13 protein-coding genes are annotated in these 17,844 nt (G+C 61.0%); 3 read left to right on the forward strand and 10 right to left on the reverse strand.

Annotation, left to right across the window (positions count from 1 at the left end; all coding sequences use genetic code 11):
- The first annotated feature begins 64 nt into the window (after nucleotides 1-64).
- Nucleotides 65-1,060 carry an alpha/beta fold hydrolase gene (locus tag ACW4TB_RS14440; RefSeq protein WP_279929646.1) on the forward strand — a complete coding sequence of 332 codons (996 nt, stop codon included), beginning with the start codon at nucleotides 65-67 and terminating at the stop codon, nucleotides 1,058-1,060.
- A 29-nt stretch (nucleotides 1,061-1,089) separates the two neighbouring features.
- Here ACW4TB_RS14440 and aauR read toward each other — a convergent pair whose 3' ends face one another.
- From aauR to ACW4TB_RS14470, 6 genes are all read right to left on the reverse strand, one after another.
- Nucleotides 1,090-2,418, reverse strand: a complete 1,329-nt coding sequence (gene aauR / locus ACW4TB_RS14445; protein ID WP_012313014.1) for a two-component response regulator AauR — start codon at nucleotides 2,416-2,418, stop codon at nucleotides 1,090-1,092.
- The gene (gene aauS / locus ACW4TB_RS14450; RefSeq protein WP_279929649.1) at nucleotides 2,415-4,319 is read right to left on the reverse strand and encodes a two-component sensor histidine kinase AauS; all 1,905 of its coding nucleotides are present in this window, start codon (nucleotides 4,317-4,319) and stop codon (nucleotides 2,415-2,417) included. Before aauS ends, aauR begins: the two co-directional genes overlap by 4 nt.
- Nucleotides 4,320-4,388: 69 nt before the next feature.
- Nucleotides 4,389-5,123 carry an amino acid ABC transporter ATP-binding protein gene (locus tag ACW4TB_RS14455; protein WP_012313016.1) on the reverse strand — a complete coding sequence of 245 codons (735 nt, stop codon included), beginning with the start codon at nucleotides 5,121-5,123 and terminating at the stop codon, nucleotides 4,389-4,391.
- On the reverse strand, nucleotides 5,120-5,791 hold the full coding sequence (locus ACW4TB_RS14460) for an amino acid ABC transporter permease (protein WP_012313017.1): 672 nt from the start codon (nucleotides 5,789-5,791) through the stop codon (nucleotides 5,120-5,122). The genes ACW4TB_RS14455 and ACW4TB_RS14460 overlap by 4 nt, the downstream gene beginning before the upstream one ends.
- Nucleotides 5,792-6,538, reverse strand: coding sequence for an amino acid ABC transporter permease (locus tag ACW4TB_RS14465; RefSeq protein WP_012313018.1), 747 nt, complete (start codon nucleotides 6,536-6,538; stop codon nucleotides 5,792-5,794). It abuts the gene before it with no gap.
- Nucleotides 6,539-6,680: 142 nt separating this feature from the next.
- Nucleotides 6,681-7,598, reverse strand: a complete 918-nt coding sequence (locus ACW4TB_RS14470) for a glutamate/aspartate ABC transporter substrate-binding protein (RefSeq protein WP_254467220.1) — start codon at nucleotides 7,596-7,598, stop codon at nucleotides 6,681-6,683.
- 337 nt (nucleotides 7,599-7,935) lie between these two features.
- Here ACW4TB_RS14470 and ACW4TB_RS14475 point away from each other — a divergent pair, with 337 nt between their 5' ends.
- Nucleotides 7,936-12,066, forward strand: a complete 4,131-nt coding sequence (locus ACW4TB_RS14475) for an NEL-type E3 ubiquitin ligase domain-containing protein (RefSeq protein ID WP_279929653.1) — start codon at nucleotides 7,936-7,938, stop codon at nucleotides 12,064-12,066.
- Nucleotides 12,067-12,101: 35 nt separating this feature from the next.
- On the opposite strand, the gene glpD is transcribed toward ACW4TB_RS14475, so the two are convergent.
- The 4 genes from glpD to ACW4TB_RS14495 all read right to left on the reverse strand — a co-directional run bounded on the left by glpD (nucleotide 12,102) and on the right by ACW4TB_RS14495 (nucleotide 17,066).
- The gene (gene glpD, locus ACW4TB_RS14480) at nucleotides 12,102-13,631 is read right to left on the reverse strand and encodes a glycerol-3-phosphate dehydrogenase (RefSeq protein WP_279929655.1); all 1,530 of its coding nucleotides are present in this window, start codon (nucleotides 13,629-13,631) and stop codon (nucleotides 12,102-12,104) included.
- Nucleotides 13,632-13,804: 173 nt separating this feature from the next.
- Nucleotides 13,805-14,560, reverse strand: coding sequence for a DNA-binding transcriptional repressor GlpR (gene glpR, locus ACW4TB_RS14485; protein ID WP_012313022.1), 756 nt, complete (start codon nucleotides 14,558-14,560; stop codon nucleotides 13,805-13,807).
- A 113-nt stretch (nucleotides 14,561-14,673) separates the two neighbouring features.
- On the reverse strand, nucleotides 14,674-16,173 hold the full coding sequence (gene glpK / locus ACW4TB_RS14490; RefSeq protein WP_042111211.1) for a glycerol kinase GlpK: 1,500 nt from the start codon (nucleotides 16,171-16,173) through the stop codon (nucleotides 14,674-14,676).
- 41 nt (nucleotides 16,174-16,214) lie between these two features.
- The gene (locus ACW4TB_RS14495; RefSeq protein ID WP_012313024.1) at nucleotides 16,215-17,066 is read right to left on the reverse strand and encodes an MIP/aquaporin family protein; all 852 of its coding nucleotides are present in this window, start codon (nucleotides 17,064-17,066) and stop codon (nucleotides 16,215-16,217) included.
- 300 nt (nucleotides 17,067-17,366) lie between these two features.
- On the opposite strand from ACW4TB_RS14495, the gene ybaK reads away from it, so the two are divergent.
- A complete protein-coding gene (ybaK, locus tag ACW4TB_RS14500) occupies nucleotides 17,367-17,837 on the forward strand; it encodes a Cys-tRNA(Pro) deacylase (RefSeq protein WP_279929662.1) in 471 nt (156 codons plus the stop codon).
- Nucleotides 17,838-17,844: the final 7 nt, after the last annotated feature.

Here is a 17,844-nt window from a genome sequence, read left to right on the forward strand (position 1 = left end):
CGCGCCCGAACGAATTTCATCAGACTCGCGCTCTACTGGGGATCTGCATTCTGGTGTTTCTTTCATGCGGGCTTTTTTGCTTTTTTTCTTGTTCCTTGTCAGCGTGCCGGCGAGCTTCGCCGATCAGCGTTGTGATGCTCATGTGCCGGTTCAACGGGCCGAAGCAGGCGATCTGAGCCTGGTTTACCAAAGTGTCGGCGCGCCACGGGACCCGGCTTTGCTGCTGGTCATGGGCCTGGGTGGGCAACTGATCCACTGGCCGGATGATGTGGTCGAGGCGTTGTGTCGACAAGGCTTTCGTGTCATTCGCTATGACAACCGTGACGTTGGCCTGTCGCGCTGGAACCAACAGCCCCCCTCGGCCAATCTCACGGTCGAGCTGTTGCGCTACAAGTTCGGCCTGCCGGTTGCCGCGCCCTATACGCTGACCGACATGGCGGGTGACGGGCTGCGCCTGATGGACACATTGGGGATTGGTCAATTCCATGTTCTGGGTGTCAGCATGGGTGGGATGATCGCCCAGCACATGGCTGCAATGGCGCCGGAGCGGGTGCGCAGCCTGACACTGGTCATGTCCAGCTCTGGCGCTGCCGGACTGCCGGCGCCAGCCCCAGCGCTGGTGCAACTGCTGGCCCGGCGCAGTGCGCCCAATCGGGAAGTGGCCATCGAGCAACAGGCCGACCTGCTGGCGGCGTTGGGCAGCCCCCAGGTGCGTGATGATCGGGCCGCTTTGTTGCAGCAGGCTGCGCAGGCCTATGACCGAGCGTTCAACCCTGAAGGTGCCAAGCGTCAGATCATGGCGATCCTGGCCGAGCCAAGCCGGGTAGCACTGCTCAACCAGCTGCGCGTACCGACATTGGTGGTGCATGGTACGGCTGACCCTTTGTTGCCGGTGATGCATGGGGTGCACTTGGCGGCGCATATCCGCGGTAGTCAGCTGCGGTTGATTCCGGGGCTGGCGCATCGTTTCCAGGAGCCATTCAAGGCACCGTTGCTGGGGGCCGTGCTGCCTTACCTGCAATCACATCGCGAGGACGTGACACATATCGCAGGGTTATGAAAGTGGCGTAGGCCCCCTCTCACAGCCTTTCAGCCCAGCCCGTATTTTTTCACTTTGTCGAACAGCGTGGTCTTGGCCATGCCCAGCTCCTGGCTGGCCTGGCTCAGGTTGCCGCCCGTGCGTTGCAGGGCGTCGCTGAGCAGGTTGCGCTCGAACGCCTCCACCGCTTCGGCAAAGCCCAGCCCTTGGCTGGCGCCACCGCTCGGGCCTTTCTTGAACGCTGGCAGGCCCAGGGCATAGCGCTCTGCAACGTTGCGCAGTTCACGCACATTGCCGGGCCAGTCATGGGCCATCAGGCGCGACAGTGTCTGGCTGTCGAGTGTCGGCACTTCACGGTCGAAGCGTAGTGCCGATTGCTGCAGGAAGTGTTCGAACAGCTGCAGGACGTCTTCACGGCGTTCGCGCAACGGTGGTAACTCCAGGGTCACCACGTTAAGGCGGTAGTACAAGTCGCTGCGAAACTGCCCGCTTTTGCCAAGCGAATCGAGGTCGGCCTTGGTCGCAGCGATCACGCGGCAGTCCACTGCAATGCTCTGGTTTGAGCCCAGGCGTTCCAGGGTGCGCTCCTGTAATACCCGCAGCAGTTTGATCTGCAGGTTGATCGGCATGCTCTCGACTTCATCGAGGAACAGGGTACCGCCGTTGGCGTGCTCGATCTTGCCGATACGACGCTTGCCCGCGCCGGTGAAAGCATTGGCCTCGTGGCCGAAGATCTCGCTTTCGAACAGGTTTTCCGGCAGGCCGCCACAATTGAGCGCCACAAAAGGCTGGCCCTGGCGCCGGCTGAAATCGTGCAGGCAACGGGCGACCAGCTCTTTGCCGGTGCCGGTCTCGCCTTCGATCAGCACGTTTGCCGAGGTGTCGGCAACGTTGGCAATCAGCTCACGCAGTTGCTCCATGGCAGGCGAGCGGCCGATGATGCGGCCCTCCAGGCTGCTCTGTTCGGCCAGCTGGCGGCGCAGGGCCAGCACTTCGCGCGATAGCCCGCGCTGTTCGAGTGCGCGGCGCACCACGTCGACCAGGCGTTCCGGCGAAAAGGGTTTCTCCATGAAGTCGTAGGCACCATTGCGCATGGCGCCGACGGCCATGTCGATATCGCCATGGCCGGTAATCAGTACCACCGGCAGGCTGCGGTCGCGCGCCTTGAGGCGGTTGAGCAGTTCCAGGCCGTCGATGCCCGGCAGGCGGATGTCACTGACGACGATACCGGCGAAGTCATCACCGATCCGTTCCAGCGCCTGTTCGGCGCTACCGACACCCTCGCAGGCGATGTCTTCCAGGGCCAGCGCCTGCTGGCAGCCGAGCAGCACATGCGGGTCGTCTTCGACGATCAGGACGGTTAGAGGCGCTTGGTTCATGGGAGCTCTGCCGATTCATTAGAGGGGGACACCAGCGGCAGGGCTAGAACAAAGGCCGTTCCGCCGCTGGCAGGGTGCTCGACGTTGAGGCTGCCCTTGGCGGCGGCGGCAAGGCTCGCCGACAGGGTCAGGCCCAGGCCCAGGCCGTGTTCGCCCGGTTTGGTGGTGAAGAAGGGTTCGAACAGGTGCTTGCGCGCCTCGTCATCAATGCCGTGACCATTGTCGCGTACCCGCAGGCGATACTTGTCGCCCTGCAATTCGCCTTCCAGCCACAGCTCAGGTGCTGGCTGGCTAGCCATGGCGTCCAGGGCGTTACCGATCAGGTTGACCAGAATCTGCTCCAGGCGGGTCTGGTCAATGGCCAGTTGCAGGTCTTCAAACTGGCTGTGCAGCTTCAGGTGGCAGCCACTGATGCGAGTGGCCAGCACCTGCAAGGTGGCCTCTACTGCCTTGGCCAGCGATGCCTGGCCGTGGTCGTCGCCACGCCGGGCGAACGAACGCAGGCTGGCGGTGATGCGGCCCATGCGGTCGATCAGTTCGTTCATGGTGCGCAGGTTGGTACTGGCGGTGTCCAGCGCGCCTCGTTCGAGAAAGCGCACGGTGTTGCCGGACAGTGTCCGCAGCGCCGCTAGCGGCTGGTTGAGCTCGTGGGCGATGCTGGTGGACATCTGCCCGATGGCTGCCAATTTGCCGGCCTGAACCAGTTCGTCCTGGGCGTGGCGCAGGGTCTGTTCGGCGTGACGGCGTTCGCGGATCTGCCCCTTGAGCCTTTCGTTGCTGGCACGCAGGTCGGCGGTGCGCTCGGCAATGCGCCGCTCCAACTGACTGTTGGCTTCTTCGAGCGCTTCGCGTGCAGCCAGTCGGGTCGCGATCACCTTGCGTCGCTCATTCCAGGCGATACCCAGGATCGCCAGCAGGGCGAACGCGACGCCTACCAGAATGCCTTGCACCATCGACTCGCGACGCAGGTCCTGCAGGGGAGTGAGCAGGGTGAAATGCCAGGGGGTATCCACCAGGCGCCGGGTTTGCGCAAGGTAGGCCACCTCATGAGGTTTGCCGTGGGCGGTTTCACTGTTGGCCGGGAAGGTCAGCTTCTCTACGCCATCGGCCAGCGTCTCACGGGCCAGCGGTTGCAGCTCGTTCAGCGGCCACCAGTAATATTGCAGGCTGCGCGCCAGGCGCTCCTTGATCTGCGGTGTCATGGGGCGCACCGACTTCAGGCGCCGCGCCGGGTCGCTGGAGAGGATGATGATGCCGTTTTCGTCGCTGACGAACGCTTCCAGGCGGGCGCGTTGCCAGCGCTCTTCCAAGGTGTCCAGGCGCACCTTGATCACCGCCACGCCGATGATCTTGCCGTGCTCTTCCAGGCCATGGGCCAGGTAATAGCCGGCCTCGCCGGTGGTGCTGCCAATGCCGTAGAAACGGCCCGGCTCGCCGCGCACTGCGGTCTGGAAATAGGCGCGGAAGGACAGGTCTTCACCGAGGAACGAGTCGGCATCGCGCCAGTTGCTGGTGGCCTGTACCCTGCCATTGGTATCGAGGACGAAGATAGCCCGGCTGCGGCTGCGGCGGTTGAGGCCTTCGAGGTATTCGTTGACGGCCTGGCGTGAGCCGCCGTCTGGGTCGGTGAGCAGGTGCGAGACGCTGTCTTCCAGCTCCAGCAGGCTTGGCAGGTAGGTGTACTTGCTGATTTCGCTCTCGACCGTACGCGCGTGCAACTCCAGCTGCCGCTCACCGTTTTCACTCAGGGCGCGTATGCCGTTGCTTTCGCTGATCAGGTAGCCAGCCAGGCCCAGCCCGACCATCAGCAGGATGATCAGGGGCGGCAGCAGCAATTGGCGGATCAGGCGGGATTTCACGGCAGGCTTGGCAGGGAGAAGTAGCGAGGGGTCGCATTTCATCACAGTGGCCTTGTCACGACCAGCATCCGCTGCCCGGTGGGGCCTGGGGCAGCGGATACTGTGGCCGGCTTAGTGTTGCAGGATCTTGCTGAGGAAGTGCTGGGTGCGTTGGTCGCGGGCACCTTGGTCACCGAAGAACTCTTCCTTGGTGCAGTCTTCGATGATGCTGCCCTTGTCCATGAAGATGACCCGGTTGGCGACCTTGCGGGCAAAGCCCATCTCGTGGGTCACGCACATCATGGTCATGCCTTCGTTGGCCAATTGCACCATTACATCCAGCACCTCGCTGACCATTTCCGGGTCCAGCGCCGAGGTCGGTTCGTCGAACAGCATGACGATCGGGTCCATGGCCAGGGCGCGAGCGATCGCCACACGTTGCTGCTGGCCACCTGAGAGCTGGCCGGGGTGCTTCTTGGCATGGGCGCTCAGACCAACCCGCTCGAGCAAGGCCAGGCCCTTCTTGGTGGCCTCTGCTTCGCTGCGGCCCAGTACCTTGCGCTGGGCGATGGTCAGGTTCTCGGTGATGGTCAGGTGCGGGAACAGCTCGAAGTGCTGGAACACCATACCGACCCGCGAACGCAACTTGGGCAGGTTGGTCTTGGGGTCGGCAATCGAGGTGCCATCGACCACGACGTCACCTTTCTGGAACGGTTCCAAGGCATTTACGCACTTGATCAGCGTTGATTTACCCGAGCCCGAGGGGCCGCATACCACTACCACTTCACCTTTCTTGACCTCGGTGCTGCAGTCGGTCAGTACCTGGAAGTCGCCGTACCACTTGTTGACGTTCTTGATGGAAATCATACGGTGATCCTTTTTTGCAGGCGCTTGACCAGCCACGAAGCGGAGAAGCTGATGAGGAAGTAGACGACCCCGGCGAAGATCAGGAACTCATGGGAGCGCCCGATGATATCGCCGTTGGAGCGTGCCGAGTTGAGGAAGTCCACCAGGCCCACGGTGTAGACCAGCGAGGTGTCCTGGAACAGGATGATGCTCTGCTGCAGCAGCAGCGGGGTCATCTTGCGGAAGGCCTGGGGCAGAATGATCAGGCGCATGGTCTGGGCGTAGTTCATGCCCAGTGCCTGTGCCGCGCCCATCTGACCTTTGGAGATCGACTGTACGCCGGCGCGGACGATTTCGCAGAAGTACGCGGCCTCGAACATCATGAAGGCGACCACGCAGGATGTGAAGGCACCCACCGGGGTGTCCTCGCCGGTGATCCAGCGCAGCACGAACGGCACCGCCAGATAGAACCATGTGATCACCAGCAGCAGCGGGATCGAGCGGAAGTAGTTGACGTAGGCACCGGCGATGTTCGAAAGCAGCTTGTTCGACGACAAGCGCATCAATGCCAGGAGGGTGCCCAGCACGATACCGCCGATCACGCCCATGACCATCAGCTTGAGGGTCATGACCATACCTTCCCAGAGGGCGGGCAGGGCCGGGATGATTTCGCTGAAATCCATTTCCATTTACTTGCCCCCCACGGAAATCAGGCCAGGCACGGCGACTTTTTTCTCGACCAGGCGCATTAGCAGCATCAAGCCCATATTCAGGGTGAAGTAGATCAGCGTGGCCAGGGTGAACGCCTCGAACAGGTTGGCGGAAAACTCTGCGGTCTGTTTGGTCTGTGCCAGCAGCTCCATCAGGCCGATCAGCGAGGCTACCGAAGAGTTCTTGAACACGTTGAGGAACTCGGAGGTGAGCGGCGGAATGATGATCCGGTACGCTTGTGGCAAGAGTACGTTGTTATAGATCTGTGGCAGGCTGAAGCCCATGGCGCGTGCTGCAGCTTCCTGGCCGCGCGGCAATGCCTGGATGCCGGTGCGCACCTGTTCGCAGACGCGCGCAGCGGTGAACAGGCCCAGGCAGATGACCACGCTGATCAATGCCGAGGTGGTCGGGTTGAGGTCCTGCTTGAACCATTCCTGCAGGCCTTCAGGCAGCAGGTCTGGTACCAGGAAGTACCAGATGAACAGTTGCACCAGCAGAGGCACGTTGCGGAACAGCTCCACGTAGGCGGTGGCGATACCCGATACCAGGCGGTTCGGCACGGTACGCATGACACCAAGGAGCGAGCCCAGCAGCAGCGCGATGATCCAGGCGGCAATGGCGATGGCAATGGTCCAGCCCAGGCCGGTGATGTACCAGTCCAGATAGGTTTCGCTGCCCACGCCGGTGGACTTGAAGAACACGCCCCAGTCCCAGTTGTAATTCATCGGGATTTCCCCTCAGACGGTTGTTTCACGGGCACCTTCGAGCATCCGGGGGCGCTTGGCGCCCTCGGACCAAAGGTTAGACACTAATGAGCGGCTTGCAGCGTTGATTTGTGCGCTTGCGCACCAAGCCACTAACTGAGGATCAGGATTTCTTCTCGTCTGCGGCCTTGTCGGTCGGCTCGGCGATCAGCTTTTTCAGTTCATCGCTCATCGGGAACTGAAGGTTCAGGCCTTTTGGCGGAATCGGCTGCTGGAACCACTTGTCGTAGCTCTTGTTGACGTCGCCCGACTTGAAATAGCCCACGATGGCATCGTCGACGGCTTTCTTGAAGGTATCGTCACCCTTGCGCATCATGCAGCCATAGATCTCGTAAGATTGTGGTGTGCCAGTGATGACCCAGTCCGCAGGCTTGCGCGCTTTGGCCATCTCACCGGCCAGCAGGGCGTCGTCCATCATGAAGGCCACGGCACGGCCGCTTTCGAGCATGTTGAAGGCTTCACCGTGGTCCTTGGCGGAAATCACGTTCATCTTCATCTGCTTGTCGGCGTTCATTGCCTTGAGGATACGCTCGGAGGTAGTGCCGGCGGTGGTTACCACGTTCTTGCCACCCAGGTCCGTAAAGTCTTTGTAGGAGGGTTGACCATCCTTGACCTTGGTCAGCAGGCGCGTGCCGACTTCGAAGATACCCACCGAGAAGGCGACCTGCTGCTGGCGCTCGACGTTGTTGGTGGTGGAGCCGCACTCCAGGTCTACGGTGCCGTTCTGCACCAGCGGGATACGGGTTTGCGAAGTGACCAGGTTGTAACGGACTTTGATGTCAGTACCCAGTTGCTTCTTCAGGGCTTCGACGACAGCCAGCTGGATGTCATGCGAGTAGCCCACGGGCTCGGGTTTGCCGGCCAGGTAGGAAAACGGGATGGAGGAGTCGCGGTGGCCCAGGGTGATGGTGCCCGATTCCTTGATCTTCTTCAGGGTGCCTGTGAGTTCTTCGGCCATGGCCGGCGAAGCGATCACAGCGGCCGCGATGGCGGCGCCCAGCAATTGACGAACGATACGCATCAAATTTTCCTCGACGTGTTTGTTTTTTTTATGGAGCCGTTGGCGGACTCTTTCGTTCAACGAATACAGCAAGAAGCGAGTGCATTCGGCTACCAAGTGTAGAGCATGAGTCGTGCCAAGCTCTGCGAATGATCATAACCCCGCGCAAAGCCTGGGCATGAACCCTCTGTGAAGGTTTTTCCGCATTATCCATCGGTCGGAACGCCGAATGAGTTGGTGGATGGTGTTCGGCAATCCGAACGATTGCTCCCGCAGTCTCCTGTCGCCAGATTTAAGTAATACCTGAGGGCGCGGAGCAAATGATGAGCTCGCTGGCTAATCACCAGGAGCTCATACCGTGTCCGCCATTTCGATTCCTTCCGATTCCGTCGATGCCTTCATCGCTGGCCAGCTGTCAGGCTGGTTGAGGTCTGCCGATGTCGACCTGCTTCTGACCCTGCACAGAGCGTTGCGTCATCAGCAGGCCGCTGCTGAAGGCGTCAGAAACATGTTGGCGCAGACGCCAAGCCTTGAGGCCTTTGCCACGCCGCTGCTCGAGAGCGCGCTGCGAGAAAGTGGCCTGGCCGACGCAGACGTGCGCAACATGCAAGTCTACATTGAGGACGATGTGCCTTTGCCTAGTGCCGCGCCACGTCTGCATACACCGTGGAGGACGCTACATAGCGTGCAGCCCTTGCTGACGGCGGCACTGCACAACTTTCACGAGGACGAGACGCTCCCCTCCATTCATCGCCGTGCTCATCTGCAGAATGCTGACGGCAGTAAGCTGCCGCTGGCATTTGAAGCATTTGCCAGCTGTTGCAGAACGCTGGATATAGGAGGGCGCTATCAGCAAGTGTTGCGCGCGCGGCTGTTTCCGAAAAGCAGACCCCCCGCGCCAGAGGGTTTTGCCCGCGCAGGGGTGGAGCGCTTGCTCGAAGAAAATCTGCGCGCGAAGATGGAAGTTGCGGTGCGTATGGCAAGGATCAAGTCCGAGCTGGACGATGCCGACTACCTGCGTTTGTTGCCTGTGTGCGCAAGCAAACCCATCGTGCCGGCGGTCTCAGGTATTGCCACGCCTCGCCAACTGTACCTGTTGGGCAAACGCATCCATGGGCCCATTGTCTTCGAAATGCGCGACAGTGCCGGAGGGCCGCTGTCGGGGATCATCAGCTGGATACCGCAAGATCCCTATCGGCAGATCGCCAGGTACGCTACCTGGGCTGCCTTCTATCAGTCGTTGGCCAAACAGCTGCGTGCGCCTCATTACCGTTCTTTTTTCCGTCGATTCATCAGTGAGCGTGATAAACCGACCTTTACGGCAACCCTCGAGCGCCTGATCCGGGCGAGCACTGCGAAGGTGCCGGTTGATCTGGATGGGCGCAATTTCTCGATCGATACGTCCTTGTTCGCCTATCTGCGGGGCCAGCAGGTCGACAAGATGCTCGATGACGCAAGAGTCCTGGCAGTGCCCACCGCTGACGAGACTGCGATCGAGCGGCATCAGCGGCTGGAAGTGCTCAAGAGCGCTGGCTTCGATCTGCTCAACCTGGCTGCGCTTTTCGTTCCGGTACTGGGCGAGGTGATGTTCGCAGTGGCAGCGGTGGACGTTGTCAGTGAAGTGTATAAAGGCTATGCCGATTGGCGCATTGGCGACCGCCAGGGGGCATTGGATCACCTGTTCGGTGTGGCAGAGAACCTGGCGGTCGGTACGGTGGTCGGCGCCGCACAGATAGGCGTGGGCCGGGTGCTTGAGCGCGTCCCCTTTGTCGATGCGCTCACCCCCTTGTACGAGGGCGAGGGCCGGTACCGGCTGGCGGACTGGCCCGCTTCGGCTCACCACATCGACGGTGGAGGGGCACTTTTGCGCCGCTTTGGTGGGCGCTGGGCGCAAACATCAGACCAAGCTGCCGAAACTGTACTGCGCGTCACCGGGCTTGAGCAGGATCACTTGCGCAACCTGCATCTGCAGGGGGATGCTCCCCCCGCTCGCCTGCTCGATGCCCATGAGCGCCACGAACTCCATGCTCTGGAGCCGCACCTGCAGGGGGCCGCCTTGGAGCGTGAGCTGGCAGCTCGGCAAGACCAGCCCTCTGCTGCTGGCGCGTTGCTGATCAGGGCATTCCCCGGCCTTTCCGTTCGCGGCGCTGAAAGCGTCCTGGAACAGGCCAGTGGTGAGCAGATCAAGGCGCTGCTGACCAGCAGCCGTATACCGTTGGAAATGGCTGAGCGAGCTCGTTGGATCTTGCGCGAGAGTCGCCTGGATCGTGCGTTGTTGGGGTTCGAGCACGAAGGCGCGATCAATGATGCTACTCAGCGGCTGGTTCTGAAGTGGGTCAACGAGCTCGCGCCCTGGCCGGCTTCAGTTCGCATTGAACTGCGGCTGGGCGAAGCGAAGGGGCGGTTGGTTGCATCGGTAGGGAGCAACACTGCGACACGGATCCGGTGCCTTGTTCAGACCGAGCAGGGCTACCAGTTGAGTGATGCTACGCAACCAACAATTGGACAAGGATTATTGTCCTGCCTGATCCAGACACTTGAGGAGGGCCAGAAAGTGGCGCTCGGGGATGGCCTGATAGATGCCCGCACTCTAGGCAACAGGGTTGCTCAAGTGGCTAGCGCTGACCGGCAAAAGACAGCGCAGTTGCTGGGATTGCGGCCGATCGGAGAACGCTTTCGCCCGCCGCAGCGCCTCGCCGACGGCCGTGTCGGCTATGCACTCAGTGGAGGTGGAGAAAGTAGCCGTCAGGCTATTCGCCGCGGGATACATGAAATTTTCCCAACCCTGACGGACGCGCAACTTGACGCTTACCTGGGCGACCTGATGGAGCGCCGCATCGGACTCTGGGACCACCTCAGCAGGCTGCGGCAGCAGCTGGATAGCTTGCGCGAAGCGCTGGATGCCTGGCAGCGTGAGCGCGTGAGCTTCATGGATGGGCGCAGGCGACAGCGCGTGGCCAGCCAGATCCGTCGCGCCTGGCGCCGCAAGACGGCAGGCCTGGCAGGTGACGATTTCAGCCTGCATATCGAGGGTGAGTTGGTAGGCAGCCTGCCGAATTTACCAGCAGGCCTCGAGTTCGCCCATGTGCAGCGGTTGACGTTGCGCAACATGAGCCTTGACCGAGTTGATGAAGATTTCCTGCTCAGGTTCACCGGCCTTCGTGAACTCGACCTACGCGACAATCAGTTGATCACCATACCGGAGGGCCTGGAGCGCCTGACCGGTCTGCGCAGGCTGCATCTGGCAGGAAATCGGATTGCCTTCGATGCTCAGGGCAACCTCCGGCTGGCAAGCCTTTCCATGCTGCAGCAGCTTGATCTGACCTATAACCCGCTGGGCCTGGTCCCCGACCTTTCCGGGTTACGCCACTTGCGCGAAGTATCGTTACGCGCCACTGGGCTACAAGCCTTGCCTGAAGCTGCCGTGATGCCGTGGAGGGGCCTTGTGGATATTCGTGAAAACCAGATCCGCCAGGTCACCGGTGATTTGCGCAGCCTGAATGGTCGATTGCAGCGCCTGTCGTTACACGACAACCCGCTGGACGAGGCAAGCGAGTCACTGCTTTCGCGCAGCAGCAGTGATGACTACCCAGCGAATCGGCGCAGCTCTTACCACCACGCCATCGCAGATACCAACCTGCAAAATCAATGGATGGGCAGCGTTTCCGGTGACTTGCTAGCGCAGCGCAGAGAACTCTGGACGAGGTTGTCCGAGGAACCGCAATCGGCAGACCTGTTCAGATTTCTGGCGGATTTTGCCGGTTCTGACGATTTTCAAGACCACCCGCGCTACTACCGTGCCAGGGTATGGCGGGTCCTCGAACTTTGCGCAGACAACACCGACGTGCGTGAGGCAGTTTTCTGGCAAGTGCGAGGCCCCAGAACCTGTGAGGATCAGCTGCTGCTCATACTCAGCCAACTGGAAGTCAGAACGCACATCGCCTTGCATAGCGCAGACGCCAGCACTGAGCGCGCCGAAGCAACCTTGTTACGGTTGGGGCGCTCACTCTATCGTCTGGATCAGGTAGACAGTATCGCCGCCCGGCATATTGAGGAAATGCGCCAGAATCCTTACGCGGTGGTGGATGACATTGAGGTTTACCTTGCCTATCGGGTCAACCTGGCTGACAGGCTCGGCTTGCCGGCCCAGCCACGGCATATGAATTACCCCGAGCATAGCGGCGTAACAGGAACACGCATACTGCGCGCCCGCGCGGAGGTCCTTGCCGGTGAGAATATCGAGGTATTGAGCAATGCGCTGGCACAGCGGGAGTTTTGGCAAGGGTATGCACGCAATCGCTATCCAGAGCGTTTTGAAGCGCTCGCTGCGCCTTTTCATGAGCAGCTGGAGGGGTATGAGCGCGAGGCGGGCGAGTCTGGCGAGCAGCTTTACCTTGAACGTGCCGACGTATTGATGGCAGCCCTCAATGCCGAAGAGCGTGCGCTTTACCTTGAGCTGGCCAGAGAGGCATACCAGCGGGAAGTCTGAGAGCCGGCGACCGCCAGGCGGTCGCCGTGCAAGATTCAGGCGGCGTCGCTGCGAACGTCGCTTTGCGCAAGGTAATCGGCCAGTGCCCGTTGCTCGCCCTCGCTGGTGAACAAGCCCAGTTTGGTACGCCGCCAGAGTATGTCCTGTGCACTGAAGGCCCACTCGGTTTCGCGCAGGTAATCAACTTCACGGGTGAACAAGCCACCGCCGATCGCCTGGCCCAGATCGTCAGGGCCATTAACGCCCTTCAGCAGCTGCCAGGTGCGGCTGCCGTAGGTCACTGCCCAGCGCTTGGCGATATCCGGTGCAAGCCATTGATGCTGGGAGAGCAGCTCGTCGACCAGGTTCTGGGGCGTGCTCATGCCTTCACCGCCGGGCAGCGCTGAACTGGCAGTCCAGCTCTGGCCCATTTGGCTGAAGAACGGTTTGAGCTCTGCCATGGCCGACTCGGCAAGTTTGCGGTATGTGGTCAGTTTGCCGCCAAACACCGATAGCAACGGCGCCTCGCCTTGGGTTGCGGACAGCGCGAGGGTGTAGTCACGCGTGACTGCAGACGGGTTGTCCGATTCGTCGTTGCACAGCGGACGCACGCCGGAGTAGGTGTGCAGGATATCGCTGGCGCTCAACTGATGATTGAAATGTGCGTTGACCACTTTGAGCAGATAGTCGGTTTCCTGCTCGGTGATCGCCACCTTGGCCGGATCGCCGCTGTATTCGCGATCGGTGGTGCCGATCAGGGTGAAGCGGTCCAGGTACGGGATGCAGAAGACAATGCGTTGGTCCTCGTTCTGGAGGATGTAGGCGTGATCCCCCTCGTACAGGCGCGGCACGATGAGGTGGCTGCCCTGGATCAATCGTATGCCGTATGGTGCATCGAGTTTGAGGTCATCCTTGATGAACTTGGCGACCCATGGACCGGCGGCGTTGACCAAGGCACGGGCGCGAATCGTCTGCAGGCTGCCGTCGGCATGCTGCAGCTCTACCTGCCACAGGCCATCGACGCGTTCTGCGCGCAGGCAGCGGGTGCGGGTATGAATGTGCGCGCCTTGCTCGCGTGCAGCCATGGCATTGAGCACCACCAGGCGGGCGTCGTCTACCGCGCAGTCTGCATATTCGAAACCGCGGGTGATGGCCGGCTTGAGCGGGTAGCCCGGGCCAAAGCGCAGGCTGCGCGACGCGCCCAGGCGCTTGCGCTTGCCCAGGTGGTCGTAGAGGAACAAGCCGGCACGGATCATCCAGGCCGGGCGCAGGTGCGGACGGTGCGGCAGCACGAAACGCATCGGTTTGACGATGTGCGGTGCCTTGGCCAATAGCACTTCGCGCTCGGCCAGGGCCTCGCGTACAAGGCGGAATTCATAGTGTTCCAGGTAGCGCAAGCCGCCATGGATCAGCTTGCTGCTGGCCGAGGAGGTGTGCTCGGCCAAGTCGTCCTTTTCGCAGAGGAAGACCTTGAGGCCACGCCCGGCGGCGTCGGCAGCAATGCCCACGCCATTGATGCCACCGCCGATCACGGCAAGATCATAGCAATCGGCAAGTAGGGGCTGGGACGAAACGGGCTGGGACACGGGCAAGGCCTCCTGAGGCTGTTCACAGCGAATATGAACATTAATGTTCGTTTTCGAAAATACTAGCGCAACAGAACGCCCATCGCCAGTCGCTCTTCATAGAAAAAACTGATGAGATGGCACGAAAGTGAACAATATCGAAAATGGCGGGCCCTTGTAGACCCGCTGGCGTTTCAAACCACGTCGAGCCGGATCTTGTACTGATTGAGCAGCTCACCCAGTGCAGGTGATGGAGGCTGATCGGTCACCAGGCAGTCGACCAAGCTGATCGAGCCCAGGCGTACCATGGCGTTGCGCCCGAATTTGCTGGAGTCGGCAGCCAGGATGACCTGACGGGCGTTGGCGATGATTGCCTGAGAAACGCGTACTTCCTGGTAGTCGAAATCCAGCAGGCTGCCGTCTTCATCGATACCGCTGATGCCGACCAAGGCGAAGTCGACCTTGAACTGGCTGATGAAATCGACGCTGGCCTGGCCGACCACGCCCCCGTCACGGCGTACAGTGCCACCTGCGACCAATACTTCGAAATCATCCTTGGCGGCAAGGATCGCAGCAACGTGCAGGTTGTTGGTGATGACCTTCAGGTGGCTATGGTTGAGCAGCGCCCGGGCAATGGATTCGGTGGTGGTGCCGATGTTGATGAACAGCGAGGCATGGTCGGGAATTTGCCGGGCCACGGCGTCGGCAATGCGCTGTTTTTCATCACGCATCTGGTCGGCGCGCATGGCGTAAGCAGTGTTCTCGATGCTCGAGTCATAGGCGGCGCCACCGTGGTAGCGGCGGAGCAGATTGAGTTCGGCGAGCTGGTTGATGTCGCGACGGATGGTTTGCGGGGTGACGACGAACAACTGTGCCATTTCTTCGATGCTGACGTAGCCGCGTTCGCGGACCAGCTCGAGGATTTGTTGTTGGCGTGGGGGCAGATTCATGGGCGGTCCTTATGGGCTGCCGGACAAATTCTGCAATGATGCCGTACGAAAGGGACTACGGCCAGTGGGCCATGGGCTGACGGGGGCCGCGAAGCAGCCCCTGTCCAGTGCGATCAGGCCTCGTGATCTTCCCAGTCGCGGGTACGCTCGACGGCTTTGCGCCAGCCGGCGTACAGTTTTTCCTTCTGCGCTTGCTCGAGTTGCGGGCTGAATTCGCGCTCGATGATCGCCTTGTCACGCAACTCGTCCAGGCCACTCCAGAAACCACAGGCCAGGCCGGCCAGGTAAGCGGCGCCAAGAGCTGTAGTTTCGCGCATTTTCGGGCGCTCCACGCAGGTGCCGAGGATGTCCGCCTGGAACTGCATGAGGAAATTGTTGGCCACCGCGCCACCGTCGACACGCAACTCGGACAGGCGTTGGCCGCAGTCCTGCTGCATCGCGTCCAGCACGTCGCGGGTCTGGTAGGCGATTGACTCCAGCGCTGCGCGGATGATGTGGTCGACTTTCACGCCGCGCGTCAGGCCGAACAGCGCGCCGCGGGCGTAAGGGTCCCAGTACGGTGCGCCCAGGCCGGTGAAGGCGGGCACCAGGTAAACCCCGTTGCTGTCCTTGACCTTGCTGGCGAAGTACTCGGTGTCCAGGGCGTCGTTGACGATCTTGAGTTCGTCGCGCAGCCATTGCACGGTGGAACCACCGTTGAACACCGCGCCTTCCAGGGCATAGGCCACTTCGCCACGTGGTCCGCAGGCAATGGTAGTGAGCAGGCCGTGGGACGAGGTTACGGCTTTGTCGCCCGTGTTCATCAACAGGAAACAACCCGTGCCGTAGGTGTTCTTGGCCTGGCCGGGTTCCACGCACATCTGGCCGAACAGCGCGGACTGCTGGTCACCGGCAATGCCGGCAATGGCTATGCCGCTCTTGGTGTGGCCGTAGACTTCGGAGGAGGGGCGGACCTGTGGCAGCATCTGGCGCGGGATGCCGAGAATGCCGAGCAGCGTTTCATCCCACTGCAGGCTGTGGATGTTGAACATCAGCGTGCGCGAGGCATTGGTGTAGTCGGTGACGTGTACCTTGCCGCCGGAAAACTTCCAGATAAGCCAGGTATCCACGGTACCGAACAACAGTTCGCCGCGTTCGGCCCGTTCACGTACGCCCTCCACATTGTCGAGGATCCACTTGAGCTTGGTGCCGGAGAAATACGGATCGGTGACCAGGCCGGTGGTCTCGCGAATGTATTGTTCATGCCCGTCGCGCTTGAGTTGTGCGCAGATCTCTGTACTGCGGCGGCACTGCCAGACGATGGCGTTGTATACCGGGCGCCCGGTTTCCTTGTCCCACACCACTGTAGTTTCACGCTGGTTGGTGATGCCCAGTGCGGCAACCTGCGCATGGCTGATGCCGGCCTGCGCCAAGGCTTCGACCATAGTCGCGCTCTGTGTGGCGAAGATCTCCATGGGGTCATGCTCGACCCAGCCGGCTTGCGGATAATGCTGGGCGAACTCGCGCTGGGAGGTGCCAACCACATTGGCGTCGCGGTCAAAGATGATGGCCCGCGAGCTAGTGGTGCCCTGGTCCAGGGCGATGATGTAGTTCTTGTCCTGGGTATCTGTCATGGTCATAGGCCTTGCAAAATGAGGAGGTCAGGGCGCCAGCATCAGTTGGCTTGAGTATCGCCCTGGCGATTGCCGTTTGTCTCTGGGTTCGCGCTTTGCGCCGTCGGCAGGTTGCGGGCGATCAAGCCACGATAGGTCGCAGCACCCAGGCAAGCGCCGAAGATCGGTGCGAACACCGGAACCAGGAAATAAGGGATGTCCCGACCGCCAGTGAAGGCGATTTCGCCCCAGCCGGCCAGGAAGGTCATCAGTTTGGGCCCGAAATCGCGGGCCGGGTTCATCGCAAAGCCGGTCAGCGGGCCCATGGCGCTACCGATCACGGCGATCAACAGGCCGATCAGCAGCGGTGCCATCGCACCACGGGGCAGGCCGTTGTTGTCGTCGGTCAGGGCCATGATGACCGCCATCAAGATTGCAGTGATCACCACTTCGACCAGGAACGCCTGTGCGATGGAAAGCGAAGGGTGCGGGTAGGTGGAGAACACCGCCGCCAGTTCCAGGCTTTCGCTGCTCCCGCGCAGCATGGCGTGGGCTTGTTCGAAATCGAAGAACAGGCTGCTATAGAGGGTGTAGACCAGCGCCGCGCCGCAGAAGGCGCCGCAAACCTGGGCCAGCATGTAGAACGGCAGTTTGCGTTTGTCGAAGCTTGCGAACAGGGTAAGGGCGATGCTGACGGCCGGGTTCAAGTGCGCACCGGATACACCGGCGGTGAGGTAGATCGCCATGCTCACGCCGACGCCCCAGATGATGCTGATTTCCCACAGCCCAAAGCTGGCGCCCGCGACCTTGAGGGCGGCGACGCATCCTGTGCCGAAAAAGATGAGCAGCGCCGTGCCGAGGAATTCGGCCAGGCACTGGCTGGACAGCGTAGGTTCGCGTAGAGCAGTCGTCATGTATGACCTCTTTTTTTTTGTTGTGAGGCGCTAAGCGCTCGACAGCAAAGCCCGGCGTCCATCCCCATTGACTTCGGGCGCAGGTAGGAATGCACTTAAAAAGTGCACCATTTATTCAGAAACGAAAAAATATAGACAAGAAACGCTTATGTCAAAGGTCGAAAGTGAACGGTCGGTCACGATCTGAGCATTGAATGCGGGTGTGAATCCCGAGCTAGAGCGGCGTGTCAGCTGCGAACTGGCTGGAGTGTAGGATTTGCCCTAAAGTAGCCGCCGAATTGTCTCGGAGCGGAGCACTGCATGACCCCGGCCCTCGAACTTTTGAAAAAGGCGCGCGCGCAACATCGCGTGCACAGTTATGAACACGATCCAAAATCGGCGTCTTATGGGCTGGAGGCGGCTGAAAAACTGGGGCTGGAACCGCAGCAGGTGTTCAAGACCTTGTTGGCCAGCAGTGAGAAGGGCGAGTTGTTGGTTGCCGTGGTGCCTGTTGTGGGGACGCTGGACCTCAAGGCGCTTGCCCATGCCGCAGGCGTGAAGAAATGCGAGATGGCTGACCCCGCGGCAGCTCAGCGTGCCACAGGCTATCTGGTGGGTGGAATCAGTCCGCTTGGACAGAAAAAGCGTCTGCGCACCTTCATCGACGATTCGGCGCGGAATTTTGCAACCATCCATGTCAGTGCCGGGCGGCGGGGGTTGGAAGTGGAACTGGCTGCAGCTGTACTTGCCGAGCAGACCCAGGGCACTTTCGCCGGTATCGGTCGGGGTTGACCGGCAT

Source organism: Lelliottia jeotgali (assembly GCF_977070485.1).

Bases quoted from the DNA above. Each gene is read 5' to 3' on its own strand.
- ACW4TB_RS14465 (WP_012313018.1), bottom strand. From the start codon at position 6,538: ATGAATTACAACTGGGACTGGGGCGTGTTCTTCAAGTCCACCGGCGTG.
- ACW4TB_RS14460 (WP_012313017.1), bottom strand. From the start codon at position 5,791: ATGGAAATGGATTTCAGCGAAATCATCCCGGCCCTGCCCGCCCTCTGG.
- ACW4TB_RS14495 (WP_012313024.1), bottom strand. From the start codon at position 17,066: ATGACGACTGCTCTACGCGAACCTACGCTGTCCAGCCAGTGCCTGGCC.
- glpR (WP_012313022.1), bottom strand. From the start codon at position 14,560: ATGAATCTGCCCCCACGCCAACAACAAATCCTCGAGCTGGTCCGCGAA.
- ACW4TB_RS14455 (WP_012313016.1), bottom strand. From the start codon at position 5,123: ATGATTTCCATCAAGAACGTCAACAAGTGGTACGGCGACTTCCAGGTA.
- ACW4TB_RS14440 (WP_279929646.1), top strand. From the start codon at position 65: ATGCGGGCTTTTTTGCTTTTTTTCTTGTTCCTTGTCAGCGTGCCGGCG.
- ACW4TB_RS14470 (WP_254467220.1), bottom strand. From the start codon at position 7,598: ATGCGTATCGTTCGTCAATTGCTGGGCGCCGCCATCGCGGCCGCTGTG.
- aauR (WP_012313014.1), bottom strand. From the start codon at position 2,418: ATGAACCAAGCGCCTCTAACCGTCCTGATCGTCGAAGACGACCCGCAT.
- ybaK (WP_279929662.1), top strand. From the start codon at position 17,367: ATGACCCCGGCCCTCGAACTTTTGAAAAAGGCGCGCGCGCAACATCGC.
- aauS (WP_279929649.1), bottom strand. From the start codon at position 4,319: ATGAAATGCGACCCCTCGCTACTTCTCCCTGCCAAGCCTGCCGTGAAA.
- glpK (WP_042111211.1), bottom strand. From the start codon at position 16,173: ATGACAGATACCCAGGACAAGAACTACATCATCGCCCTGGACCAGGGC.